The sequence below is a fragment of the Spongiactinospora gelatinilytica genome (genome assembly GCF_003236385.1).
Classification (GTDB): Bacteria; Actinomycetota; Actinomycetes; order Streptosporangiales; family Streptosporangiaceae; genus Spongiactinospora; species Spongiactinospora gelatinilytica.
In genome coordinates this window covers 1-25,003 of record NZ_POUA01000068.1, presented here as the reverse complement: position 1 = coordinate 25,003, position 25,003 = coordinate 1, and the positions used below count along the sequence as shown (strand labels likewise).

Annotated in this window: 17 protein-coding genes; 13 read left to right on the top strand and 4 right to left on the bottom strand. The window is 72.6% G+C overall.

What is annotated here, in order from left to right:
* Positions 1–55: 55 nt before the first annotated feature.
* Positions 56–712, bottom strand: coding sequence for a response regulator (locus C1I98_RS11715; protein WP_111167191.1), 657 nt, complete (start codon positions 710–712; stop codon positions 56–58).
* Positions 709–1,845 (bottom strand): sensor histidine kinase, encoded by a 1,137-nt coding sequence (locus tag C1I98_RS11710; RefSeq protein ID WP_111167190.1) that lies wholly within the window; start codon positions 1,843–1,845, stop codon positions 709–711. The genes C1I98_RS11715 and C1I98_RS11710 overlap by 4 nt, the downstream gene beginning before the upstream one ends.
* A 429-nt stretch (positions 1,846–2,274) precedes the next feature.
* On the opposite strand from C1I98_RS11710, the gene C1I98_RS11705 reads away from it, so the two are divergent.
* From C1I98_RS11705 to C1I98_RS11665, 9 genes are all read left to right on the top strand, one after another.
* The gene (locus tag C1I98_RS11705) at positions 2,275–3,297 is read left to right on the top strand and encodes a LacI family DNA-binding transcriptional regulator (protein ID WP_111167189.1); all 1,023 of its coding nucleotides are present in this window, start codon (positions 2,275–2,277) and stop codon (positions 3,295–3,297) included.
* 48 nt (positions 3,298–3,345) lie between these two features.
* Complete coding sequence (locus C1I98_RS11700; protein WP_111167188.1) at positions 3,346–6,120, top strand: glycoside hydrolase family 2 TIM barrel-domain containing protein; 2,775 nt, start codon at positions 3,346–3,348, stop codon at positions 6,118–6,120.
* A 41-nt stretch (positions 6,121–6,161) separates the two neighbouring features.
* Positions 6,162–7,208 (top strand): LacI family DNA-binding transcriptional regulator, encoded by a 1,047-nt coding sequence (locus C1I98_RS11695; protein WP_111167187.1) that lies wholly within the window; start codon positions 6,162–6,164, stop codon positions 7,206–7,208.
* A gap of 93 nt (positions 7,209–7,301) precedes the next feature.
* Positions 7,302–7,583 (top strand): metal-sensitive transcriptional regulator, encoded by a 282-nt coding sequence (locus tag C1I98_RS11690; RefSeq protein ID WP_111167186.1) that lies wholly within the window; start codon positions 7,302–7,304, stop codon positions 7,581–7,583.
* Between the two features lie 43 nt (positions 7,584–7,626).
* Positions 7,627–7,848 carry a heavy-metal-associated domain-containing protein gene (locus C1I98_RS11685; RefSeq protein WP_111167185.1) on the top strand — a complete coding sequence of 74 codons (222 nt, stop codon included), beginning with the start codon at positions 7,627–7,629 and terminating at the stop codon, positions 7,846–7,848.
* Positions 7,845–8,798, top strand: coding sequence for a DUF8832 domain-containing protein (locus C1I98_RS11680; RefSeq protein WP_111167184.1), 954 nt, complete (start codon positions 7,845–7,847; stop codon positions 8,796–8,798). The genes C1I98_RS11685 and C1I98_RS11680 overlap by 4 nt, the downstream gene beginning before the upstream one ends.
* A gap of 18 nt (positions 8,799–8,816) precedes the next feature.
* Positions 8,817–11,045 carry a heavy metal translocating P-type ATPase gene (locus tag C1I98_RS11675; protein ID WP_111167194.1) on the top strand — a complete coding sequence of 743 codons (2,229 nt, stop codon included), beginning with the start codon at positions 8,817–8,819 and terminating at the stop codon, positions 11,043–11,045.
* 1,271 nt (positions 11,046–12,316) lie between these two features.
* On the top strand, positions 12,317–12,658 hold the full coding sequence (locus tag C1I98_RS11670; protein WP_111167193.1) for a histone-like nucleoid-structuring protein Lsr2: 342 nt from the start codon (positions 12,317–12,319) through the stop codon (positions 12,656–12,658).
* 1,020 nt (positions 12,659–13,678) lie between these two features.
* Positions 13,679–14,845, top strand: coding sequence for an MFS transporter (locus tag C1I98_RS11665; protein ID WP_111167183.1), 1,167 nt, complete (start codon positions 13,679–13,681; stop codon positions 14,843–14,845).
* A 5-nt stretch (positions 14,846–14,850) separates the two neighbouring features.
* Here the strand turns inward: C1I98_RS11665 and C1I98_RS11660 are convergent, their stop codons facing one another.
* Together C1I98_RS11660 and C1I98_RS11655 are read right to left on the bottom strand one after the other, a co-directional pair.
* A complete protein-coding gene (locus tag C1I98_RS11660) occupies positions 14,851–15,699 on the bottom strand; it encodes an NAD(P)-dependent oxidoreductase (RefSeq protein ID WP_111167192.1) in 849 nt (282 codons plus the stop codon).
* A 90-nt stretch (positions 15,700–15,789) separates the two neighbouring features.
* Positions 15,790–18,042, bottom strand: a complete 2,253-nt coding sequence (locus C1I98_RS11655; protein ID WP_111167182.1) for an Orn/Lys/Arg family decarboxylase — start codon at positions 18,040–18,042, stop codon at positions 15,790–15,792.
* 201 nt (positions 18,043–18,243) lie between these two features.
* Between C1I98_RS11655 and C1I98_RS11650 the strand changes: the two genes are divergently transcribed.
* The 4 genes from C1I98_RS11650 to C1I98_RS46330 all read left to right on the top strand — a co-directional run bounded on the left by C1I98_RS11650 (position 18,244) and on the right by C1I98_RS46330 (position 24,975).
* Entirely contained in the window at positions 18,244–19,215 is a 972-nt protein-coding gene (locus C1I98_RS11650; protein WP_111167181.1) for a magnesium transporter CorA family protein, read from the top strand.
* 34 nt (positions 19,216–19,249) lie between these two features.
* On the top strand, positions 19,250–22,213 hold the full coding sequence (locus tag C1I98_RS11645) for a helix-turn-helix transcriptional regulator (protein ID WP_111167180.1): 2,964 nt from the start codon (positions 19,250–19,252) through the stop codon (positions 22,211–22,213).
* A gap of 232 nt (positions 22,214–22,445) precedes the next feature.
* Positions 22,446–22,967, top strand: coding sequence for a hypothetical protein (locus C1I98_RS42805; protein WP_199536876.1), 522 nt, complete (start codon positions 22,446–22,448; stop codon positions 22,965–22,967).
* Between the two features lie 259 nt (positions 22,968–23,226).
* The gene (locus tag C1I98_RS46330; RefSeq protein WP_438672076.1) at positions 23,227–24,975 is read left to right on the top strand and encodes a DUF6492 family protein; all 1,749 of its coding nucleotides are present in this window, start codon (positions 23,227–23,229) and stop codon (positions 24,973–24,975) included.
* Positions 24,976–25,003: the final 28 nt, after the last annotated feature.

The following is a 25,003-nucleotide window of genomic DNA, read 5'->3' as shown; positions in this document are numbered from 1 at the left end:
GGCCTGGGAGAACCGCCTCCTGCCGCCGCCCGCGAGCTCCATCCCTGACCCGGCATCAGCGCGGCGGCAGGAGGCGGTTCTCCCAGGCCCAGGCGACGACTTCGACGCGGTTGCGCATGCCGAGCTTGGACATCACGCTCGCCACGTGCCCCTTGACCGTGCTCAGCGAGATGAACAGCGCCGCGGCGATCTCCTGGTTGGTGCGCCCCCTGGCCACGGCCCGCACGACCTCCAGTTCGCGGTCCGTCAGGTTCGGGTCCGGAGGGCGGGCGGCGGGGGCCGTGGCGACGGCGAGGTGGCGCAGCAGGCGCACGGTGACCGACGGCGAGATCAGCGCGTCGCCCGCGTGCGCCGCCCGCACCGCCTCCACCAGCACGCCCGGCCCCGCGTCCTTCAGCACGAAGCCCACCGCGCCCTCGGTCAGCGCCCCGTGGACGTACTCGTCCAGGTCGAAGGTGGTCACCACGATCACCTTGAGCGGGTCGGCGATCCCCGGCCCGGCCAGGGCCCGGGTGACCGCGATGCCGTCCAGGCGGGGCATCCGGATGTCCACCAGGCAGACGTCCGGGCGCAGCCGGCGGGCCAGTTCGACCGCCTCCGCGCCGTCGGCCGCCTCGGCGACCACGCTGAAACCGGGCTGGTCCTCCAGGATGACCCGCAGGCTGGCGCGGACCATCGCCTGGTCATCGGCCACCAGCACGCTGACGCTCATCGTGGCCCGCGCAGCGGCAGCGTGGCCACGACCGACCAGCCGCACCCATCGGCGGGCCCCGCGCGGAGGGTGCCGCCGAGGGCTTCCAGGCGTTCCCGCATGCCGATCAGGCCGTGCCCGGCGCGCCGGGCCGCGCGGACCGGCCCGGGCGCGTCGTCGGTGACCTCCACGGTGATCGAGCCGGCGTCCTGCGCCACGCCGACCACGACCGACCGGGCGCCGGGAGCGTGCCGGGCGATGTTGGTGAGCGATTCCTGGACGACCCGGTAGACCGTGCCGGCCACCTCCGGCGGCCATCCGGGGTCGCCGGAGGGCAGTCGCGCGGTGACCTCCGCGCCACGGCCGTCAAAGCGATCGACCAGCTCGGCCAATTCGCCGGGGGAGCCGTGTTCGGCGCTGCCGGGTGCCGCGTCGCGCAGCAGCCCGACCACCCGGCGGGTGGCGGCCAGCGCGCCCGCGCCGACGGCCTCGATGGCCGCCAGGGAGCCTTCGACCTCCTCCGGCCGCCTGCGGGCGAGCACCTGGGCCGCCTGCGCCTGCAAGATGATGCCGGTGATGTGGTGGGCGACGACGTCGTGGAGTTCTCTGGCCAGGCGCAGGCGTTCGTCACGGCGTATCCGATCGGCCGCGGCGCGGCTGCGGCCCGCGAGGTACCGAGGCCACATCCCGGCCGCGACGGCGGCCACCCAGGCCAGGGCGTTCAGTATCGGCACGGCGCTGTCGGCGAAGGCGGCGAGCGCCCCGGCGGCGACCGCGAGGCCACCGCCCGCGACGGCCACCGCCTGGCCCACGGGCAGCGCCCGCACCGCCGAACCGACCAGCACGGCCAGCGCCAGCGCCATCGCCGGGCCGGGCTCGGCGGGCTGCCCGCCGAGCCCGGCGGCCAGGATCGCGACCACGGCCACCGCCGCTCCGGCCGCCGCCGCCCAGCACCGCTCGCGCCGCCGGGCGAGGGCGATCACGCAGACCGCCGTGCCCGCCGCGCAGCCGGGCACCCAGTGGCCGCCGCCCCAGCTCTCCGCGATCCGGGACGCCTGGAACGCCAGCGCCGCCGCGAACACCGCCCCGAGCCCGATGTCGACCTGGACGGCCCGGTCCCGCACGTTCACGGCGATCAGCGTAGAAGTGAACATCCGGCGGGCATACCGGCCGAAAGTACAGAAATGTCCGGGTGACGGCCTGCCCCGGGTACCGGCGTGGCGTGGCGCCGGGCCCGGGGCGTGGTCGCGTCCAGGTCCGCCCGGGGGACGCCACTCCCTGCCGGCAGGCCGGACAGCGACCGGAACAAGCCGAGAAGAGCCGCCTGGCGCACAGCGCTCCCCCGGCGGCACCGCGAATCGCTACCCGCGACTCCGCCGGAGGGCACGGCCGTACGGCCAAGGGGACGTGCAGCTCACGACCCTCTCCTTTCGCACCCTCACCACGTGACAACGGTAATCCCCCGAGTGCCGGCATGCCATCGAATAACCGGGCATCGCCCGGCGGGGCCGGGACGGCGGCCCGCGCTAGCATCGACCGTCGGGGACGACCCGCCACGAAACCCCGCCACGGAGGGCGAACGGGTGTCAGATCTGGAAGAGCGGCCGGACCGGCCGCGGGTGGTGACGATCCGCGACGTGGCGGCGGCCTCCGGGGTATCGATCGGCACGGTCTCCAAGGTGCTGAACGGCCGCGGCAAGCTGCGCGCCGAGACCAGGGCGCGGGTGTCGGCGGTGGCCGACCGGCTCGGGTTCCGGCCCAACCCGCTGGCCCAGGGCCTGCTGGCGGGCCGTACGCACACGATCGCCCTGATCGCCTGCGATGGTTTCAGCCGGTTCAGCGTCCCGGTGATGCTCGGCGTCGAAGACTTCCTCGCCCCCGAGGAGATCTCAATGTTCACCTGCGACACCCGCGACGACCCGATCAGGGAGCGGCACCACGTCGAGCGCCTGCTGGCCCGCCGGGTTGAGGGCATCGTGACGACCGGACGCCGGGCCGAGACCCGGCACGGGCTGGGTGATCTGCCGGTTCCGGTGGTCCACACGGTCAGCCGGTCGGCCGGTCCCGGCGACTTCTCCGTGGTGCCCGACGACCGCGGGGGCGGCGCGCTGGCCGTACGCCACCTGCTGGCGGCCGGCCGCAGCCGGATCGGGCACATCACCGGGCCCCGGCGGTTCCTCGCGGCCGGGCAGCGGGCGGCGGGCCTGACCGGCGCGCTGGCCGAGGCCGGGCTGCGGCCCGTGGCGGAGCCGCTGTTCGGCGAGTGGAGCGAGGAGTGGGGACGGCAGGCGGCGGGCATCCTGCTGCGCGCCCGACCCGACGTGGACGCGGTCGTCTGCGGCAGCGACCAGATCGCCCGCGGGGTCGCCGAGGCGATGGGCGAACACGGCAGGAAGGTGCCCGACGACGTGGCATTGATCGGGTTCGAGAACTGGGAGCCGATGGCGCTCGGCGCGCGTCCGCCGCTGACCAGCGTCGATCTGAACTTGACGGAGATCGGCCGGACGGCCGCCCGGTACCTGCTGGACGCCATCGGCGGCGCGCCTCCGCAGGGCGGCGTGCTCACCGTCCCGGCCACGCTCGTGGTGCGCGAGTCCACTCGCTGACCTGCCGCGTTCACCGGAGGCCCGGATCGGCGTGGGTAGGCTGCCGCTGTGACGGACTACCTCGCCGGGTTCGCGCCGGGGGCGGGCCGGCTCGGGCCGCGTGCCGCGTTCACCGCCACGTCTCCCCGCGTCGACCTCAATGGGCCGTGGCGGTTCCGCCTCTCCCCCACGGCCGCGGGCACGCCGATCGACGCGGACTTCTCCGGCTGGGACGCGATTCCCGTCCCCGGCATGTGGCAGCTCCACGGCCACGGCGATCCCGCCTACACGAACGTGGTCTACCCCTTTCCGCTCGATCCTCCGTTCGTCCCCGACGAGAATCCGACGGGCGACTACCGCAGGGAATTCGAGGTGCCGGCCGAGTGGGCCGGGCGCGGCGGCGTGCTGCGCTTCGAGGGGGTGGACTCCTGCTTCCGGGCCTGGCTCAACGGCCGGGAGCTGGGCTTTTCCATGGGGAGCCGGCTGCCGGTGGAGTTCGACGTGTCGGGCGCGCTGGTCGCGGGGCGGAACGTGCTGGCCGTACGGGTACACCAGTGGTCTCCGGGGAGCTACCTGGAAGACCAGGACATGTGGTGGTTGTCCGGGATATTTCGCGATGTGGCGGTGCTCGCGCCGCCGACCCTCCGCGACTTCTTCGTCCACGCCGGCTACGACCACCGCACCGGCCAGGGCAGGCTGCGGATCGAGACCTCCGCCCCGGCGACTCTCACCGTCGCCGGACTCGGCCTGACCGACGTCGCTCCCGATGACCTGCGCATCGACGGGGTCGAGCCGTGGTCGGCCGAGGTCCCCCGCCTCTACGACGGCGTACTCCGGTGCGGCGGCGAGCACGTGCCGCTGCGCATCGGCTTCCGGACCGTCGCGATCGAGGACGGCCTGCTCAAAGTGAACGGCGAGCGCGTGCTGTTCCGCGGGGTCAACCGGCACGAGTTCCACCCCCGGACCGGGCGCGCGCTGGACGAGGCCACCATGCTCGCCGACGTCCTGGCCATGAAGCGGCACAACGTCAACGCCGTCCGCACCAGCCACTACCCGCCGCACCCCCGGTTCCTGGACCTGTGCGACGAGTACGGCCTGTGGGTGATCGACGAGTGCGACCTGGAGACCCACGGGTTCGCCCGGGTGGGCTGGCGGGGCAATCCCAGTGCCGACCCGCGCTGGCGCGATGCCCTGCTCGACCGGATGCGCCGCACCGTCGAGCGCGACAAGAACCACCCGAGCGTGATCATGTGGTCGCTCGGCAACGAGTCGGGGACCGGGGAGAACCTGCGGGCGATGGCCGGGTGGACGCGCGAGCGCGACCCCTCGCGGCCGATCCACTACGAGCCCGACCAGGACGGCGCCTGCGTCGATGTGCGCTCCCGGATGTACGCGCCGGTGGAGGAGGTCGAGCGGATCGGGCGGGGCGATCACCATCCTGGCCTGCCGTTCGTGTTGTGCGAGTACGCGCACGCGATGGGCAACGGGCCGGGGCTGCTCTCGGAGTACCAGGAGCTGTTCCACACCTACCCGCGCTGTCAGGGCGGCTTCGTGTGGGAGTGGATCGACCACGGGCTCGCGCATCCGGAGTACGGCTTCGGGTACGGCGGCGACTTCGGCGAGGACCCGCACGACGGCCCCTTCGTCATCGACGGGCTGGTCTTCCCCGACCGGACGCCCTCGCCGGGGCTGCTGGAGTTCAAGAAGGTGGTCGAGCCGGTGCGGATCACGATCAACGCCGGTGGGCCGATCGTGATCGAGAACCTGCACGACTTCCGCGACCTCGCCCACCTGGCGTTCGTGTGGACCCTGGAGGAGGAAGGGGTCATGGTCGCGCGGGGCGCGCTCGACGTGCCCCCGGTCGCTGCGGGTGGCCGGGCCGAGACGCCCGTTCCGGCGCTGCCCGGTACCGAAGGCGAGACGTGGCTGACCGTCCGCGCGGTGCTGGCGGCCGACGAGCCCTGGGCGCGAGCCGGGCACGAGGTCGCCTGGGGACAGGGCCGCATCGCCCCCGCCAGGCCGGCGGAAGCCCGCGCGCTCGCCGCGCCGGGCCCCGGGGTGTTCGGCGACGACGGACGGCTGCTGCGCATCGGCGGCGTACACCTGGTCAGCGGCCCGCGCCTGGACCTTTGGCGGGCCCCGACCGGCAACGACGCCGGCGGCCCCGCCCCCGACGCCGAGCTCTGGCGGCGCGCGGGCCTGCACCGGCTGCGGCACCGCGTGGTCGGCGTGGAGCGCGCGGCCGGCGAGCTGACCGTCCGCACGGTGGCCGCCGCGGCAGGGCACGACCGGGCCATGCGGGCCACCTATCACTGGCAGGCCCTGACCGGCGATCGGCTGCGGCTCACGGTCACCGCCGAGCCGCGCGGCGAGTGGGACCTCCCACTGCCGCGGATCGGCCTGCGCCTCGCGCTGCCCGCCACGTTCGGCGAGGTCGAGTGGTACGGCGGCGGCCCCGGCGAGGCGTACCCCGACAGCTTCCGGGCCGCCCGGATCGGCAGGTACGCGATGACCGTCGAGCAGATGCAGACCCCGTACGTCTTCCCGCAGGAGAACGGTCACCGGGCCGGCGTGCGGTGGGCCGTGCTCGCCGCGCCCGGCGCGAGGCTGCGCATCGAAGGCGACCCGGTCTTCGGGCTGACCGTGCGCCGGTGGACCAGCGAGGAACTCGACGCCGCCCGCCACCCCACCGACCTGACGCCGGGCGACGCCGTACACCTCAACCTGGACCTCGCCCAGCACGGCCTGGGCACGGCCGCCTGCGGCCCCGGCGTGTCGCCCCGCCACCGCCTGCGGGCCGGGCCGGTGACCTTCGGCCTGACGTTCTCCGACGCGTCGTTGTAGGCTGCGCCCGTCCCATGGGACGACGGCACCGGAGGCGGGGCATGGGTCGGGAAGCGGGCGAGGCCGGGCGGCGCGCGGGGCTGAAGGACGTCGCCAGGCTCGCGGGCGTGTCGGTCAAGACCGTGTCCAACGTGGTCAACGGCTACGTCCACGTCGCACCGGCCACCCGCGCCCGGGTCCAGCGGGCCGTCGCGGAGCTGAACTACCGGCCCAACCCCTCGGCCCGCAGCCTGTGCGGCGGGCGCTCGGGGATCATCGCGCTGGCCGTACCGGACCTGCGCATCCCCTACTTCGCCGAGTTGGCCGGACTGGTGGTGGCCGCCGCCGAGGAGCGCTCGCTCACCGTGCTGATCGACCAGACCGGCGGCGAACGCGAACGCGAACTCCGGGTCGCCTCCGGCCTGCGGACGCACCTGATCGACGGGCTGATCTTCAGCCCGCTCGCGCTCGGCCCCGAGGATCTGGCGGCGCGCTCCGACGACACGCCGATGGTGCTGCTCGGCGAGCGCGTCCGGCCGGGTTCGGCCGACCACGTGGCGGTGGACAACGTGGCGGCGGCCAGGGAGGCGACCGCGCACCGGATCGGGCTCGGCCGCCACCGGGTGGCCGCGATCGGCGCGCGGCACGACGCGGCGGGCGAGACCGCCCGGCTGCGGCTGCTCGGCCACCGTCAGGCGCTCACCGAGGCGGGGCTGCCCGTCCACGCCGACCTGGTGGCCCCCGTGGACGAATACCTGCGCGCGGACGGAGCGCGGGCGATGGCCCGCCTGCTCGACTCCCCCGAACCTCCCGACGCCGTCTTCTGCGGCAACGACCTGCTCGCCCTGGGCGCGCTGCGCACGCTGTACGAACGTGGGGTGGAGGTGCCCGGCCGGGTCGCGGTGGCCGGGTTCGACGACATCGACGACGGCCGGTACGGCACGCCGTCCCTGACCACCGTCGCCCCGGACAAGCGGCGCATCGCCGGCGAGGCGGTCGGACTGCTGGCCACTCGCCTGGACGGAGCCGCGACCGGTCCGGCGCGCGAGATCCAGGTCGGTCATCGGCTGGTCCCCCGGGAGAGCACGCTCGGCCGAGCGGCCCGCTGAGGCTCGTCGGATTCGTACCGGGGACCGGCTTGCGGCCGGAATACCCTAGGGGGGTAAGGTGTTGAGCGTAACGAACGGACGAAAGGGGGAGTGATGGCCGGTTACACTCCGCGCAGGGATGACCATCTGCGGCGGCTGCGGCGCATCGAGGGGCAGGTGCGCGGCCTGGCCCGCATGGTGGAGGACGACAAATACTGCATCGACGTCCTCACACAGGTCTCCGCGGCCAACTCCGCACTCCAGTCCTTCGCGCTCTCCCTACTGGAGGAGCACCTGGCGCACTGTGTCGCCGACGCCGTCGCCCAGGGCGGCGCCGAGGCCGACGCCAAGGTCAAGGAGGCGTCCGATGCGATCGCCCGCCTTGTTCGTTCCTGACCCGCCCCCGATTCACGCCGCACCGAAAGAGGAGTCGTCGAATATGAGCACCGCCACCTACACCGTGATCGGAATGACCTGCGGACACTGCGTCAGCTCGGTGAAGGAGGAGGTCTCCGAGGTCCCTGGGGTGACCGGGGTGGAGGTCGACCTGCCCACCGGGCTGCTGACCGTGCACAGTGACGGCCCGGCGGACGACTCCGCGATCGGCGCGGCCGTGACGGTGGCCGGTTACAGCCTGGCGAGCGCGGCGGAGGCGTCGTGAACGCCGCCGCGAAGCTGGGCGTCTACGCCGCCGGGCTGGTGGTCGTGTTCGGCGGCGCGCTCGGGCTGGGCGGCCTGGCCGGGTCCGGCGCGCCCCCTCCCGCCAAGACGCATACCGATTCGCACGCGGGCGAGAACGCGAGCGAGCCGGCCGGCGAACACACGCATGAGCAAGCGGACGAGAGTTCCGGCGATACCCCCGGGGGGCTCCAGGTGTCCGAGAACGGATTCACCCTGACACCCGTGTCGACCGCCCTGAAGGCGGGCGAGGCAACCGATTTCCGATTCACCGTGACCGGGGCCGACGGCCGCCCGGTGACCGAGTTCGACGTGAACCACGACAAGAAGATGCACTTCATCGTCGTCTCCCGGGATCTGACCGAGTTCCAGCACCTGCACCCGGTACAGAAGGGCGGCGAGTGGTCGATACCGCTGACCCTGCCGAAGGGCGGCTCCTACCGGGCGTTCGCCGACTTCGTGCCCAGCGGCTACCTGGGGATGACCCTCGGCATCGACCTCGGCGCGGCGGGCGACTACGCTCCCGCCCCGCTGCCCGCCGCGAGCCGTACCGCGCAGGTGGACGGCTACACCATCACCCTGGACGGCGAGCTGACCCCCGGCCTGGCCTCGAAGCTCACGCTGCGGGTCGAGAAGGACGGCACGCCCGTCACCGACCTGGAGCGCTACCTCGGCGCCTATGGTCACCTGGTGGCACTGCGCGCGGGCGACCTGGCCTACCTGCACGTCCACCCGGAGGAGTCCGGCGCGGCGGGGCCGGAGATCGCCTTTTACGCCGAGGTGCCGAGCACCGGCGACTACCGGCTCTTCCTGGACTTCCAGCACAAGGGCAAGGTGCGCACGGCCGACTTCACCGTGCGGGCGGCTCCCGGCGAAGGGGCCGAGTCGCCCAAGCCGAAGGAATCGGCTGAATCGCCCGGGCACGGGCACTGAGCCGGAAAGGAGAAGATGATGTCCTCTGTCACCGACGGCACGCAGAACGCCGTCGAACTCTCGATCTCCGGCATGACCTGCGCCTCCTGCGCCAACCGGATCGAGCGCAAGCTCAACAAGCTGGACGGCGTGACCGCCACGGTCAACTACGCCACCGAGAAGGCCAAGGTCACCTTCGGCCCGGGCATCGAGCCCGAGGCGCTGGTCGCCGAGGTGGAGAAGGCCGGGTACGGCGCGGCGCTGCCCGCCCCCGAGCCCGCCGCCGGAGAGGCCGGCGAGCAGGAGGAGCCCGATGGGCTGCGCCCGCTGCGGCAGCGGCTGATCACCGCCGTGGTGCTGGCCGTGCCGGTGATCGCGATGGCGATGATCCCGCCGTTGCAGTTCACCCACTGGCAGTGGCTGTCGCTGACGCTGGCCGCGCCGGTCGTGGTCTACGCGGGCTGGCCGTTCCACCGCGCCGCCTGGACCAACCTGCGGCACGGCGCCGCGACCATGGACACGCTGGTGTCCATGGGCACCATCGCCGCGCTCGGCTGGTCGCTGTGGGCGCTGTTCTTCGGCACGGCGGGCATTCCGGGCATGACCCACCCGTTCTCCTTCGCCATCGAGCGTACCGACGGGTCGGGCAACATCTACCTGGAGGCCGCGGCGGGGGTGACCGCGTTCATCTTGGCCGGGCGCTACTTCGAGGCCCGCGCCAAGCGCCGCGCGGGGGCCGCGCTGCGGGCGCTGCTGGAACTGGGGGCCAAGGACGTCGCGGTGCTCCGCGACGGCGTCGAGACCCGCATCCCCGCCGACCGGCTCGCGGTGGGAGACCGCTTCGTCGTACGGCCGGGCGAGAAGATCGCCACGGACGGCGTCATCGAGGAGGGCTCCTCCGCCGTGGACGCCTCGATGCTGACCGGCGAGTCGGTCCCCGTCGAGGTGGGTCCGGGCGACGCGGTGACCGGCGCGACCGTCAACGCGGGCGGCCGGCTCGTCGTGCGGGCCACGCGCGTCGGCGCCGACACCAAGCTCGCCCAGATGGCCCGCTTGGTGGAGGAGGCCCAGACCGGCAAGGCCAAGGTCCAGCGGCTGGCCGACCGGATCTCCGGCGTCTTCGTGCCGATCGTGATCGCGCTGGCCGTGGGCACGCTCGGGTTCTGGCTGGGCACCGGGGGCGGCGCGGGGGCGGCGTTCACCGCGGCCGTCGCGGTGCTGATCATCGCCTGCCCGTGCGCACTGGGCCTGGCCACCCCGACCGCGCTGCTGGTCGGCACCGGCCGGGGCGCGCAGCTCGGCATCCTGATCAAGGGTCCCGAGGCGCTGGAGTCCACCCGGGCGGTCGACACGATCGTGCTGGACAAGACCGGCACCGTCACCGAGGGCCGGATGACACTGGCCGAGGTCCACACCGCCGAGGGCGAGGACCGCGCGGAGGTACTGCGCCTGGCCGGCGCGCTGGAAGGCGCGTCAGAGCACCCGATCGCCCAGGCCGTGGCCCGCGCGGCGGGCTCCGAGGCGACCGTGAGCGACTTCGCCAACATCGAAGGGCTCGGCGTGCAGGGCGTGGTGGACGGGCACGCGGTGCTCGTGGGGCGGCCCCGGCTGCTGGCCGAGTGGTCCCAGCACCTGCCGGCGGAGCTGGAGCGGGCCTTCACGGAGGCCCAGGCGAGCGGTCGTACGGCGGTGGCCGTCGGCTGGGACGGCAAGGCCCGCGCCATCCTCGTGGTGGCCGACGCGGTCAAGCCGACCAGCGCGGAGGCGATCGCCGGGCTGCGCCGCCTCGGGCTCACGCCGGTCCTGCTGACCGGCGACAACGAGGCGGTCGCCAAGACCGTCGCCGCCGAGGTCGGGATCGACGAGGTGATCGCCGAGGTGCTGCCCGCCGACAAGGTGGACGTGGTCAAGCGGCTGCAGGCCGAGGGCAAGGTCGTGGCCATGGCGGGCGACGGTGTCAACGACGCCGCCGCGCTGGCCCAGGCCGACCTGGGGATGTCCATGGGCACCGGCACCGACGCCGCGATCGAGGCGTCGGACCTGACGCTCGTCCGCGGTGACCTGCGGGTCGCCCCGGACGCGATCCGGCTGTCCCGGCGCACGCTGCGGACGATCAAGGGAAACCTGTTCTGGGCGTTCGCCTACAACGTGGCCGCCCTGCCGCTGGCCGCGGGCGGTCTGCTGAACCCGATGATCGCCGGAGCCGCGATGGCCTTCTCCTCGGTCTTCGTGGTCGGCAACAGCCTGCGGCTGCGCAGCTTCCGCTGACCCGTACGGCGGCAAGGCCGACAAAAAAATCCCGGAAACCATTGCGCTATCGCGGCGGATGCTCTCTGCATATGGCCGCCGCCCGGATGGTTTACCAGAGCGCCCGCCCCACCGGTCGAGGAGCCGGTGGGGCGGGCGCTCGCCGGCATTCTTTCGAATCATGCGATGGCCGGGTGTATTAGAGGTACGGCCGGGCGGAAAACCCTCCAGCAGAGGGAAGGTACAGCATTCACCGCCGGAAGCGGCACCCCGCGCCACCCGGGTGGGCCACATTCCTCAGGCCCGCCGGGCCGCGCGGCGCCCGCCGCATCGCCCGCCTCGCCGCACGCCGATGGACGGCCTCGCCACCAATGCCGGCCCCTTCGGAAATCATCGGCGGACCCGCATAGCGCGTGCTCAGCGCCGTACGCCCACGATGGTGCGGAGCGGGCCGCCCGCGTTCCAGGACCGGGCCCGGCGGGTGCGATTCCCAGTGCCGGGGGCCGACCGGTCACGCCGCCCGATCTCCGCTGGCAGGACCATACCGCGAACGACCGGCCGCTCACCGGATTCACCGGCCGCCGGCACTTGTGAAAGCGATTCTCGGCACGATCTCGGCGCGCCGCCCGCCGGAGCGCGCACGGCCGGCTCACCGGCAAAAAAATTCGGAGAGGGGTCGATAAATCCGATCGGAGGATTTACTCTGGTCCTGTAAATGGCGGCCACGAAAGGCGCTCCACCGAGACGCCCGGGTGGCCATGGCCATTCATGTGCGATCACCCTTGGGAGCCGTCGCGTGATCCCCCGCACGCGGCGGCTCCTGCTTTTTCCGGCGCGGCCGGCCGTACGCGGGCTCCCGCCGGGCCGGTGACGCACACCGCCCGCGCCACGCCCGTCGCCCCGGCCCCTCTTCACTCCCCCGCGGCACAATGCGCCCCGCCATGGTCACGTTCCGTGCATCGGCCGTGCCCGCGAGCCGCAGGCCGGCACCCGGGCGCGGACTCCGCTTCCGGCCGATGGCGACTCGCCCCGCCGATCGTGACCACGGTGTTCAAGTGACACCCCAATGGCGGGCCGCCCATAGAGATCGCGGACTATAGCCCGGAAGAAAGTCGCGCTTGGTGACAAGCAGTTCTGGCGACAGTTCCGGCCTGCCGATACGCCTGTTTCATAGGGGATCCCGGTCCTACCGGAACTGTTGGCGAGACAACTGTGAGCAAAAAACGGGCAGCAGATCGTAAGGGTGCTATAGTACCCGCAACATCAGACAGACATCCGTGGAGTTAGTAGTCATGGCTAAGCAGATTAGAGAGATCTTCATCGACGACCTCGACGGTGGCGAGGCTACTAGTACCACAAAGTTCGGGTTGGATGGCGATGAGTACGAGATCGACCTGTCCGAGAAGAACGAGGAGCACCTTCGCAAGGCACTCGCCCCTTATATCAACGCCGCTCGCCCGGTGCGCCGGGAACGGCCGGGGCGCAGGGTCAGGGCCGGGTCGGGTCTGACCCCCGCAATGACGCGGCAAAGGTCCAAGGAGATCCGGGAATGGGCCAAGCAGCACGGGCTCTCGGTAAGCGAGCGTGGCCGGATCGCCTCCACCATCGTCGAGCAGTACGAAGCCGCGCACTGACCCTTTCGACCGGTCACCCGGCCCGGCCGGAAGTGCGCATAGGCGGCCTCGGACCAGGCCCGACATGGTGGCGAAGTACCTGGTCAGCGGGTGTGGCACCGCACGCACCAGGCCCGGCCGGCGGACTTGAGGCCGAAAGGGTTCAGCAGCACGACGCGACTCCGCAGGAAACCGGTGTCAGCGCGTCCGCATTCGGCGTTGCAGCGACCCTGCGACGCAGATGTGGCGAAGACTCCGGCGAATGGACGAGGCGGTAGCCGGCACGCCCCACCCGGAACGGGGTTCGGTGTCCGCCCGCCCTCGTGATCTGTCTCTTGCAGGGACCCCCGAAACCCTCTCCCTACCCCGGGAGAGGGTTTCTGCGTGTCCGGGCCGGCGGCCGAACAAAGGCTATACCCGCCATATGAGGAGGTATAATGGCTCTTCAATCCCGTCCTGCGTTCTTTGTCGCTTCAAATCTGTTGTGCGTCAGGCACAATGCGGGTGGGAGGTCATGCGTGCCCGGAGAACAAGTCGCGGGCCGGGAGTCGGGCATTATGGCCCGGCCGTACCGGCGGCCGCGCGCCGCTCGACTTCGCCGCCGGGGTTTGTCGGCGATGGCCGCGACGGTGAACACGCTTCCCACACGGAACACCATCTGCCCGCTGTAGGACCGCTCTTCGCGCAACGGCGGCGCCCGGCACCGAGAAACCGATGCCTCATCGGATACAAGATCAGATATTGCCGATGCCCGGCCCCCGCGCGCCCTCCGTCACCCCCCGGCGGCGATCAGCGGGCGGGATACGTGTATGCATGAGGGCATACGGGGCCATTGTCGGAAAGAGGGGGCGCGTATGGCGGCATATCAGGTCTCCGCTGGCGCGGCCTGTCCTCCCGGAGCCGGACACCGTCGTCTCGTTCGGTCACACCCGGCGGCGGCCCCGATCCGCACGCGCCGCGCGCCGGCGGGCGCATGACGCCGGAGGTCCACCGGAACCGACCGGCAGTCCGCTCCTGCGGTGATCCGGCGAGGCGTGGCCGGTGAGCCGGGAATGGGCGCGCGGGTGGTTCGCGCCCCTGATGGTGGTGGCCGTGTGCGTCCAGGCCGCGACGTTCGCGACCCGGCCGATGGTCAGCTACCGGGCCATCGAGATCGGCGCGGGCAACCTCGGGATCGGGCTGATCACCGCCGGGTTCGCGGTGCTGCCGCTGTTCCTCGCGGTGGCGGTCGGGCGCTGGGTGGACGCCTCGGGCGAGCGCGCGGCGGCGGTGCTCGGCGCGGTACTGATCGCGGGCAGCGCGGCGACGCTCACCGTGGCCCGCTCGCTGTGGGCGCTGGTGCTGCTGAACGCGCTGTTCGGGCTCGGTCACCTGTGCTCGGTGGTGGCGCAGCAGGCGATCATCGCCAACCGGGTCTCGGTACACGGGCATGACCGCGCGTACGGACTGTTCACGGTGTTCACCTCGCTCGGGCAGCTCATCGGCCCGCCCGCGGCGGCGCTGGTCGCGAGCGGCGGCACGGGCGACGGCACCACCCGCGCGCTCATGGTCGGCGCGGCCTTCGGCGTGGCCGCGGGAGTGGGCACGCTGCGCGTCGCCTCGGGGAACGCTCCACGCCGCCCGGACACGGACGGGCGGGCGCCCCTGCTGGGCACCCTGCATCGACCGGGCATGTGGCAGGCCATGGTGACCAGCATGGCCACCGTGTCCACCGTCGATCTGGTGGTCGCCTACCTGCCCGCCTGGGGCCAGGAGCAGGGCATCGGCGTGGTGGCGGTGGGCTGGCTGCTGGCGCTGCGCGCCTGCGCCACCCTCACCAGCCGGCTGGCCATGGAACGGCTGATCATCCGGTACGGCCGGCGGCCGGTCCTGGTGGCGAGCACGGTCACCGCCGCCGTCACCCTGGCCGCCTTCCCGTTCTGCGGGCTGGCGGCCTCGGTGCCCGTGGTCGCGGTGATGGGCTTCGCGCTCGGCATCGGCCAGCCGCTCACCCTGTCCTGGGTGGCCGGCCGCGCCCGGCCCGGCGAACGCGGCACCGCCCTGGCCCTGCGCCTCACCGGCAACCGCCTGGGCCAGGTGGTCGTCCCGGGGGCGGCCGGGGCCGTCGCCGGGGTCACCAGCGTGCTCGGCGTGTTCGGGCTCAGCGCGGCCATGCTCACCGTCACCGCCGCCCTGGCCGCCCGAGCCCCCATGGGCACCGAGGACTGACCTCGCTACCCGATCGTGAGGTCGGCCAGACGCCGGACGTCGTCAGTGATCTGGGGGTCGGTGGGCGGGGCGATCGGGGCCAGCAGGTGGGCGAGCAGGTCGGCGGGCAAGCCCTGCTCGCGGGAGGCGCGGATGATGTTGGCGATGGCGATCCGCTGCATGGCCACGGGCGAGTCCGCCGGATCGCCGGCCTCGGCGGACCCGGACAGTGCGGGCATCACCGCGTTCAGCCACGGGACGAGCCGCTGCTCGACGAACCGCACCGGGTCGCCGCCCACGGTGGCGACCAGGGCGGCGGCGTGCCGGGCCCCGGCGAACATCCCGTACATCCCGCCGAGCAGGGCGAGGTCGTACAGGGCGGCGAGCCCCGGATCGGCCCCCAGATGGTCGCCTTCCGCGAGCACGTCGAGCACCGTCCGGTGCCGGTCGAACACCTCTCGCGACCCGCTGTAGAGGATCAGCGCCCCCGGCTCGCCGATCATCGGCGGCACCGCCATGATCCCGCCGTCCAGGTAGTCGGCCCCGTGGCCGGCCACCCACTCCGCCATCCGGCGGGCCTCATCCGGAGTGCCGTTGGTCAGGTTGACCAGCGCCCGCCCGGCCAGCGCGTCCGCGGCCGGGTCCAGGATCTCGCACAGCACCGGCTGGTCGAGCACGCAGGCGATCACCACGGGCGCGGCCCCGACCGCCTCGGCGACCGTGGCGGCTCGTACCGCGCCCCTGTCCACCAAATCGGCGGCCTTGTCCGCCGAGCGGTTCCACACCGTGGTGGGGTGGCCCGCGGCGAGCGTCGCCTCCGCCAGCGCCCGTCCCATCGCGCCGAGCCCGAGCACGGTGACCGCGGTCTTCGTCATGTCCATGTCCCCCGTTCGTCAGATCCGGGGTTCAGCCTGGTGGACACGCTGCCGGAGCTGCAAGTACCCACTTTCATGTTGGGTACTTACCTATAGGTCAGCGTGGCCGGCGGCCATGACCTCGATCCGGTAGCGGCCCGCGTCGTCGCGGTGCGCGCCGTGGATGTCGCTGGCGAGGGCGGGGAAGGCCAGGTCGAAGTCCTCAAGGGCGCGCAGGTAGCGCAGCAGCGGGCCGTCGGCGGGCCCGGCCGACTCGCCCGGCATCAGCATGGGGACGCCCGGCGGTGTGACGACGACCGTGCTCGCCGCGATCCGGCCCGGCAGGCCGGACAGCGGCACCCGCTCGGTGCGGGCGCGGATCAGCGCCTGGTAGGCGTCGGCCGGGGTCATCACCGGCTCCGGCAGGGTGGTGAAGATCTGGTCGAGCAGGTCGCCGAGGCCCGAGTCGCGCAGCTTGGCGTGCGCGGCGGTGCAGTAGCCGGGCAGCGAGACCCCGGGCGGGCCGAAGCCGGGCAGCACCTCCTCAAGCGGCAGCCTGTCGTCGTATGCCTTCTTGAAGTCGGTGAGCGCGTCGATCAGCGTGCCCCACTTGCCCTTGGTGATGCCCATCGAGAACAGCACCAGCAGGGTGTGGTCGCCGGTCTTCTCCACCACGATGCCGCGCCGCTCCAGGTAGGCGGCCACCACCCGGGCCGGGATGCCCCACTCCTGGGTGCCCCGCTGCGCGTCGGCACCGGGGCAGGTGATGGTGACCTTGACCGGGTCGAGCAGGCAGAAGCCGTCGGTCAGCCCGTCGAAGCCGTGCCAGGCCGCGCCGGGCGCGAGGGTCCAGCATTCGGGCTCGGCGCACAGCAGCGCGGGGTCGGCGTCGGCGAAGGGCGTCGTCAGGCCGGTGGCCGGATCGGTGACCTCGGGGGGCTGCCAGGCTCCGAAGAACCAGTCGGGACGGCCGCGGTCGGCGCGGATCCGGGCGGCCAGCCGCGCCATCGCCTGCCGGAACCGGACCGCCTCCATGATCGCCTCCCCGGCGAGGTGCGGACCGGCCGGGCCGTCCATCATCGCCGCGGCCACGTCGAGGGAGGCGATCATCGGGTAGAGCGGCGAGGTGGAGGCGTGCATCAGATAGGTCTCGTTGAGCCGGTCGTAATCGACGGGGGCCCGCTCGGCGGGGCGTACGTGCAGCATCGCCGCCTGCGACAGGGCCGCGAGCAGCTTGTGGGTGGACTGGGTGGCGAACACCGTCGGGCGGCCCGGCCCCGGCAGCGAGCGCTCGTCCACCGCCATGCCGTACCGGCGGTGGTACAGCGGATGGAACCGGGCATAGGCGAACCACGCCTCGTCGAAGTGGACCCTCGGCGCGCTCTGCCCGAGGAGCTCGGCGGTCCGCACCGCGTCGTAGCACAGGCCGTCGTAGGTGGAGTTGGTGATCACCGCGCAGGCCGGTTCGCCGGACGCGAGCGGGTGGCGGGCGACGCGCTCGCGTACGCTCTCTGCGGCGAGCGCGGCCGGTGGGATCGGCCCGGCCAGCCCGAGCCCGTTGCGCTCGGGGACCAGATGGACCGGACGCCCGCCGCTGATGGTCAGCGCGTGCTGGATCGACTTGTGGCAGTTGCGGTCGACCAGCACGGTTTCGTCGCGGGCGACCGTGTGGTGGCCGACGATGCGGTTGGCCGTGGAGTTGCCGTTGACCACGAAGAACGTGCGGTCGGCCGAGAAGATCCTGGCGGCGTTGCGCTCGGCCGCCCCGATCGGCCCGGTGTGGTCGAGCGGTGAGCCCAGCTCGGGGACGGAGATGGACAGGTCGGTACGCAGCAGGTGCTCGCCATAGAAGTCGAAGAACGCCCGGCCGACCGGCGACTTCAGGAACGCCACGCCGCCCGCGTGGGCCGGGGTGTGCCAGGAGTATCTGTGGTGGTCGTCCAGGCGGCGCAGCGCCCCGAAGAAGGGGGGCAGGATGCGCTCGGCGTAGCCGTCGGCCGCGTGGGCGATCCGGCCCGCGATGAAGTCGGGGGTGTCCTCAAGCGGGAAAACGTAGCCCTGGATGACCTCGTACACCCACAGCGGAAGCTCCGCCTCCTCGGTCATCAAGAACACGGGCAGCCCGCGAAACCGCCTGGACACCGCCTCCAGCACCCGCTGCGCCTCGGGCAGCTCCCACGCCACGAGCACCGCGGCGAGCGAGGCGTCCGAGCCGGCCACCGCGAGCGCGTCGGCCGCCCGGTACGTCCAGCGGGTCTGGAGGTCCAGCTCTTCCATCGCCGCGCGGATCCGCCGGAGCTGTTCGGCGAGGGCCGAGTCGGCGTCGGGGCGTTCGGTGACGGCGGCCAGGACCGTGCGATGCATGCGGGGCTCCAGCTGACGGGGGGACGTCTGCCCGGTCCTACCCCGACCCACGGCGATCATCACATCGGGTGTTCGGATCGTTACTCGGAGCTCCAGATTTCGCGGGGCCGATCCGGGCAAGGAGCATGTCCGAAGCGCCACGCGCGCGAGGCCGGCGGCACCCCAGACCCGGCACACAAGACGAGACTATTGTGGGCGGACATGTCGCATACACGGCTCTACCGCGACGGTGTGCTCCAGGCGGAGGGATTTCCCGTCGCCGACGTGTCCGACCACATCGCCGACCCCGCCGCCACAGTGTGGTTCGACCTCTGCGCGCCCAAGCCGGAAGAGCTCACGGTGATCAGTGAGGAACTCGGTCTGCACGAGCTGGCGGTGGAGGACGTACTGTCCGAGCACCAGCGCCCCAAGATCGACACTTACCCGACCCACCTCTTCCTCACCGTCTACCATGCGCGCCCGCGGCAGGGCCCGCTGAAAATGACCGAGATATCGATCTTCGTCACCAAGAACGCGCTGGTCACCGTACGCGAGAACGACGACTTCGACATCGGCGAGGTGACCGAGCGGTGGGACCAGGCCAAGGAGCGGGCCGCCCATGGGGTCGCGTTCCTGTTACACGGCCTGCTCGACCGCGTCGTGGACGATCACTTCACCCTGGCGGAACGCCTCGACGACGAGGTCGAGACGCTTGAGGACCAGCTCTTCTCCGAGCAGCCCACGGCGGACCGGCACGAACTGCAGCGCCGCTTGTTCGAGCTGCGCAAGAACCTGGTCACCCTGCGCCGGGTGATCCAGCCGATGCGCGAGGTGGTCAGCGGTGTGATCCGCTGCGACCTGCGCATCGTCCGCCCTGAGATGGCCCCCTATTACCAGGACGTCTACGACCACGTGCTGCGGGTGAGCGAATGGACGGAGTCGCTGCGCGAGCTGGTGGGCAACATCAGGGAGACCCACCTGACGCTCCAGGGCTACCGGCTCAACGACATCATGAAACGGGTCACGAGCTGGGCCGCGATCATCGCGGTGCCCACCATGATCACGGGTTTCTACGGCCAGAACGTCCCCTATCCGGGGTCGGAGCAGCCCTGGGGGTTCTGGGTCTCGACGATCGCGGTGATCAGCACCTGCATCCTGCTCTACCAGGTGTTCAAACGCCGCGACTGGCTTTAGGGACAGGGCATGAAAGGCGGTATTTTGTGGGCCTGTGCCCCTCCACCAGGTCAGCCCCGTCTTCGCCGGACGTGAGCACGAGCTCGCCGTACTGCTCGGCGCGCTCGGCCAGGCCCGCGAGGGCGACCCGCGCGTCGTCCTGATCGGCGGCGAGGCCGGGGTCGGCAAGACCCGGCTGACCAGCGAGTTCGCCGCCCGCGCCGAGCAGGCGGGGGCGCTGGTGCTGTCCGGGGGCTGCGTCGAGCTGAGTTCTTCCGGCCTGCCGTACGCGCCGTTCACCGCCGCGCTGCGCGGCCTGGTCCGCGACCTCGGGCCCGAGGGGACCACCGCGCTGCTGCCGCACGACTCGGCGGGCGACCTGTCCCGGCTGCTGCCCGAACTGGGCACGCCGCCCGCCGAGACCGACAGGGACATCGCGCGGATGCGGCTGTTCGAGCACGTCCTCGCGCTGCTCGACAGGCTGGCCGCCGACCGGCCGGCCGTCCTGATCGTGGAGGACGCGCACTGGGCCGACCATTCCACCCGCGACCTGCTGAGCTTCCTGACCCGCAACCTGCACGGCGTGGGCGTCCTGCTCGCGGTCACCTACCGCGCCGACGACCTGCACCGCCGCCACCCGCTGCGCCCGCTGCTGGCCGAACTGTCCAGGGTCGGCATCGTCACCCGGCTGGAACTCCCCCGGCTGACCCGCGCCGAGGTCGCCGCCCAGCTCGGCGGCCTGCTCGGGCACGCGGCCGATCCCGCGCTGGCGGAGCTGGTCCACGCCCGCAGCGAGGGCATCCCGCTGTTCGTGGAGGCCGCGCTGGGCCCGGACGGCACGCCCGCGGACGACCTGCCGGAGTCGCTGCGCGATCTTCTGCTCTCCGGCGTCCAGCGGCTCCCCGAGGAGACCCAGCGGGTGCTGCGGGTGGCCACCGTCGCGGGCGACCGCGCGGGGCACGCCCTGCTGGCCGCCGTCACCGGGCTGGACGACACGGCGCTGTCGGACCGCATGCGCCCGGCGGTGACCGGCAACGTCCTGGTCACCGACGTGGACGGCTACGCCTTCCGGCACGCCCTGATCCGCGAGGCCGTACGCGGCGAGCTGCTGCCCGGCGAGCGCACCGCGCTGCACCGCCGCTACGCCGAGGCGCTGGCCGCGAATCCCGCGCTGGGCACGGGCGGCCGGCCGAGCGCCGAGCTGGCCGCGCACTGGGCGGCGGCGCACGACAACGAACGCGCGCTGCTCGCGGCCTGGGACGCCGCCGCCGAGTGCGCCGCCGCCCTGTCCTACGCCGAGGGCCTGCAGATGCTGGAACTGGTCCTCGAACTGTGGGAACGCGTGCCCGGCGCGGCAACGCGCATCGGCGCCGACCACACCGCCGTGCTCGAACGCGCCGCCGAGACCGCCTACGCGTGCGGCGAGACCGACCGGGGGCTGCGCCTGGCCTCGGCGGCGATCGACGCCCTGGACGGCGACGCCGAGCCCGAGCGCAAGGCCCTCGTCCATCTGGAACGCGCGCGGTTGCGGTCCCTCGGCGGCGGGCCGGGCGCGCTCACGGACCTGCGCGCCGCCGAACGCCTCGTGCCGGGGGCGGGGCCGGTGCGGGCCTCGGTACTGGCCCTGCTCGGCGGGGAGCTGACCGAGATCGGCGAGACCGAGACCGGGCACGCGATGATCGAGGAGGCGGTCGCGCTCGCCGCCCGGCTCGGCGACGCCGCGGCCTCCGCCGACGCCCTCACCACCAGCGCGTTCGTCGCGGCGGTCAAGGGCGATCTGGCCTCGGCGAGCGACGCCCTGGAGGGTTCGCGGAGCATGGCCGAGCAGGGCGGCTCGGCTCGCAGGCTGCTGCGCGCCTTCGTCAACCTCTCCGCGCAGCTCATCCTGAGGTGCCGGTACGCCAAGGCGATCGCGACCGCGCGGGAGGGCATCACCCTGGCGCACCGCCTCGGGCAGATCCGCGCCGGGGGCGGCTACATCGCGGGCAACCTGATCGAGGCGCAGTTCGCCCTCGGGCGCTGGGACGACCTGGCCGCCTCCTACGAGGAGGCGATGCGGCTGGACCCCAACCCGCCGCTGCGCGGGCAGATGCTCATCTTCCGCGCCCAGGTGGCCCTGGCCAGGGGCGAAACGCCACTGCTGAACGCCCTGACCGAACAACTCGGCCGGTTCGCCGCCCGGCTCGGCCGGTTCGGCTCCGGGGCGTACGCGTGCCTGCTCATCGACCACCGAACGGCCGAGGGCGACATTCCGGGCGCCCTCGCCACGGCCCAGGACGCCCTCGACCGCTTCGGCCCAACGGGCAACCCGTGGTACCTGTGGCCGATCCTGCACTCCGCGATGCGAGCCTGCGCGGCGGCGGGACGCGGCCGAGATCTTCGCCAGGATCCGCCGGCCGCGGCGGCGGACGGTACGCGAGATCCCGTGGCGGCGGGCCATGGCCGGGATCCGCGCCGGGAACAAACCTCCGCGGCGGCGTTGCGGAGGGCGTTGGTGGAGGTCGCCAGGGATGTGCCGGCGGGGGCGCCGTTCTGGGCGGTTCGCAAGGTGGCGTTCGCCGCGGAGGCGGCCGGGGTGGGCGATCTTCCCGCTTGGGAGGCGGCGGTGGCCGCGTGGGAGGCGGCGGGTGAGCCGTACCCGCTGGCCGAGGCGCTGGCCCGGGCCGCGGAGGCGTGTGCCGCCGCCTCGGACCGGGACGGCGCGGCGGTACGGCTGGCCCGCGCCGCCGAGATCGCCGGGTCGCTGCGCGCCCGCCCGCTGGCCGCCGAGATCGACCGGCTGGCCCGGCGGATCGGCGTCGCGGCCCGGCCGGGCGGCGACGCGCACGGCCTCACCTCGCGCGAGCTGGAGGTGCTGCGCCTGATCGCGGCCGGCCGGAGCAACCGCGAACTCGCCGGCGAGCTGTTCATCTCGGTCAAGACGGCCGGCGTCCACGTCTCCAACATCCTCGGCAAACTCGGCGTCGCCTCGCGCGGCGAGGCCGCCGCGCTGGCGCACCGGTTGCGGCTGTTCGACTGAAGCGGCCGAGACATTTCATGCAAATGCTGTAGGAAATGTTGATTTATAGGTAGGTCCGTCCTAGCGTGAACGCCATGAGTCAAGGCGTTCGCTTGACCCGTCGCACCACATCGATCTCGGCCACGCCATCAGCGCGCGATGTCACCGCCCGTGGTAGCGGAACTCCCTCCGCTCCGGGCCGTCCCTGCCTGACCCGTCCAGCCGTACCTGTTCCCCCGCGCGTCGAAGGGCGATGACGCATGCCTGCACTACCCCGGGTAACCCTCCGCGTGAAACGGCCGGCCTGCGGGCCACGCTCGCCGTACCGATCCTGGCGCTCCTGGCCGCGTGCGGCGGCGGCGCCGGGCAGGCCGCGCAGGGCCTGGCGCCGGACGCCGCGCTGCCCACCAAGGTCCCGCAGGGGACCAAACTGACCATCGGTGACCCGCAGACCAAGGTCGCCCTGCAACTGTCCGGCCAGATCGGCAAGTTCTCCTTCCCGTCGAGTGGGCCAACATCAGCGGCGGCCCGCAGACCACCGAGGCGTTCCGGGCCGACGCGCTCGACGTGGGGGCCGTCGCGGAGATCCCGCCCATCCACGCGACCTGGACCGGGCTGCCGGTCAAGATCGTCGCCTCGCGATGCCATCGCCCGCCACCAGGAGACCATCGAGCTGCTGGCCGCCGACACCGGCAACGAAGTGATCAACGCGAAGGACCTCTACGACCTGCGTTACCAGTCCGTCGGCGCCGACGCCCTGAAGGAGGGCGTCTGATGGCCACCTCGCTGCTCACCCCACCGCCCCGGCCGCCGCGCCGCGGACATCCCCGAGCGCGGCCCGGCGCCGGCTCGGCCCCGGCAGGCCGATCAGGTTCGGCCTGCTCATCGGGCCGGGACTGCTGCTCGCCCTGTGGAGCGTGGGGTCACTCACCGGCGGGCTGGACCCCCGGGTGCTCCCGGCCCCCTGAACGCTGATCACCACCACCATCGAGCTGATCGAGAACGGCCGCCTCCAGGAGAACCTGCTCGCCTCGGTGCGCCGGGTCGGCCTCGGCCTGGCCATCGGCGTGCCCGGCGGGGTGGCGCTGGCCCTGTTGTCCGGCCTGAGCAGGTACGGCGAGGCGCTGATCGACGGCCCGGTCCAGATCAAACGGGCGATCCCGGCCCTGGCCATCATGCCGCTGCCGATCCTCTGGCTCGGCATCGGCGAGGTCATGAAGGTCACCGTGATCGCGCTCGGCGTACTGGTCCCGATCTACGTCCACACCCACAACGGACTGCGCGCGATCGACAGCCGCTACGTGGAGCTGGCCGCCACCGTCGGCCTCGGACGGGCCGCGTTCATCCGGCGGGTCGTGCTGCCGGGAGCGCTGCCCGGGTTCCTGCCCGGCATGCGGTTCGCGGTCACCGTCTCCTGGCTGCACCTGGTGGTGGCGGAGCTGATCAACTCCACCAGCGGCATCGGCTACATGATGGACCTGGCTCGGGCGTACGGGCAGACCGACGTGATCCTCGTCGGCATCGTCCTGTACGGCCTGCTCGGCCTCTTCTCCGACGCGGCGGTCCCGGCAGCGCGGCCGACGGGTTCGACATCATGCCGCCGTACCTGCCCGGCGGCTTCGACGCGGTCACCGACCACGTGGTCCCCATTCTGCGGAAACGGGGCCTGTTCCGGGCCGAATACGAGAGCTCCACACTTCGCGAGCACTATGGGCTCCAGCGCCCGCCGAGTCGTTCCGGCGCAGCGCTCCGAGGGGCCGAAAACCGCTTGTAGCGTAACGTTTCCTGGCACGTTCCAAGACGCCCGTTGCCGAAACCTCGCGCAGGCGGTAGAAGAAGTGACGGCAGTGAATCGGGGGCGCTTATTCGTACCCTCCGGCAGGGATGGGAGCGGGATACCCGTGAGCAGGAAATTGGCGGTCATCACCCCGAGCTACGGACCGGACTCGGAGCTTTTCGGCGAGCTCCACCGGTCCGTGCTCCACCACACGTCAGAAGACACCGTCCACCATGTGATCGTGCCCACCGCGGACCAGGCGGTGTTCGCCAGGTTCGCAGGCCCGCGCTGCCGGATCTGGACCGAACCCGAGCTCCTCCCCCGCCGCTATGTCCGCGTTCCTCGCAGCGGACTGTGGGCCAATCTGCGCAGACCATGGCCACCTGTGCGCGGCTGGGTCATCCAGCAGGCGCTCAAGATAGCCGCCGCCGCGAACGTGGACGCCGATGTGGCGCTGCTGCTCGACTCCGACGTCGTGCTGGTGCGGCCGACCCACGCGGAGAACTTCACCACCGACGACCGGCTGAGCCTTTACCGGGTCGAGGACGGCGTACACGCGGGAATGGACCGGCACATCAAGTGGCACCACGCGGCGCGCGGCCTTTTGGGCCTGCCCGCCACCCGGGCGCTGCCGCTCCCCGATTACGTCAGTTCGCTCAACTTCTGGGACCCGGCCCTCGTGCGGGAGATGCAGGAACGCATCACCAAGGTCACCGGGCGGCACTGGATGGACGCCTTCAACTCGCACCTGCACATCTCCGAGTTCATCCTCTACGGGGTCTTCGTGGACGAGGTCGTGGGCGCGACGGCGGGCCCCCCGCCGTACACCGACTCGGTGTGCCACAACCGCTGGGACGACACCCCGCTCGACCTCGCCGCCGCCCTCGACTTCGCCGACCGGCTGACCCCGTCCGCGGTCGGAATGATGATCTCGGCCAAGTCCCGCACCCCGTGGGACGTCCGGCTCGCCGCCGTGCAGCGCTGCGCGCAGGTGGCCGGGGGCTGACCACGCCGATCCGCGTGCGCCCTGCCCG

What these genes read in the sequence shown, in the direction of transcription:
- C1I98_RS11660 (WP_111167192.1), bottom strand. Translation starts at nt 15,699, where the DNA reads ATGACGAAGACCGCGGTCACCGTGCTCGGGCTCGGCGCGATGGGACGG.
- C1I98_RS11670 (WP_111167193.1), top strand. Translation starts at nt 12,317, where the DNA reads ATGGCTAAGCAGATTAGAGAGATCTTCATCGACGACCTCGACGGTGGC.
- C1I98_RS11655 (WP_111167182.1), bottom strand. Translation starts at nt 18,042, where the DNA reads ATGCATCGCACGGTCCTGGCCGCCGTCACCGAACGCCCCGACGCCGAC.
- C1I98_RS11650 (WP_111167181.1), top strand. Translation starts at nt 18,244, where the DNA reads ATGTCGCATACACGGCTCTACCGCGACGGTGTGCTCCAGGCGGAGGGA.
- C1I98_RS11685 (WP_111167185.1), top strand. Translation starts at nt 7,627, where the DNA reads ATGAGCACCGCCACCTACACCGTGATCGGAATGACCTGCGGACACTGC.
- C1I98_RS11695 (WP_111167187.1), top strand. Translation starts at nt 6,162, where the DNA reads ATGGGTCGGGAAGCGGGCGAGGCCGGGCGGCGCGCGGGGCTGAAGGAC.
- C1I98_RS11690 (WP_111167186.1), top strand. Translation starts at nt 7,302, where the DNA reads ATGGCCGGTTACACTCCGCGCAGGGATGACCATCTGCGGCGGCTGCGG.
- C1I98_RS11710 (WP_111167190.1), bottom strand. Translation starts at nt 1,845, where the DNA reads ATGTTCACTTCTACGCTGATCGCCGTGAACGTGCGGGACCGGGCCGTC.
- C1I98_RS11715 (WP_111167191.1), bottom strand. Translation starts at nt 712, where the DNA reads ATGAGCGTCAGCGTGCTGGTGGCCGATGACCAGGCGATGGTCCGCGCC.
- C1I98_RS11675 (WP_111167194.1), top strand. Translation starts at nt 8,817, where the DNA reads ATGTCCTCTGTCACCGACGGCACGCAGAACGCCGTCGAACTCTCGATC.
- C1I98_RS42805 (WP_199536876.1), top strand. Translation starts at nt 22,446, where the DNA reads ATGACGCATGCCTGCACTACCCCGGGTAACCCTCCGCGTGAAACGGCC.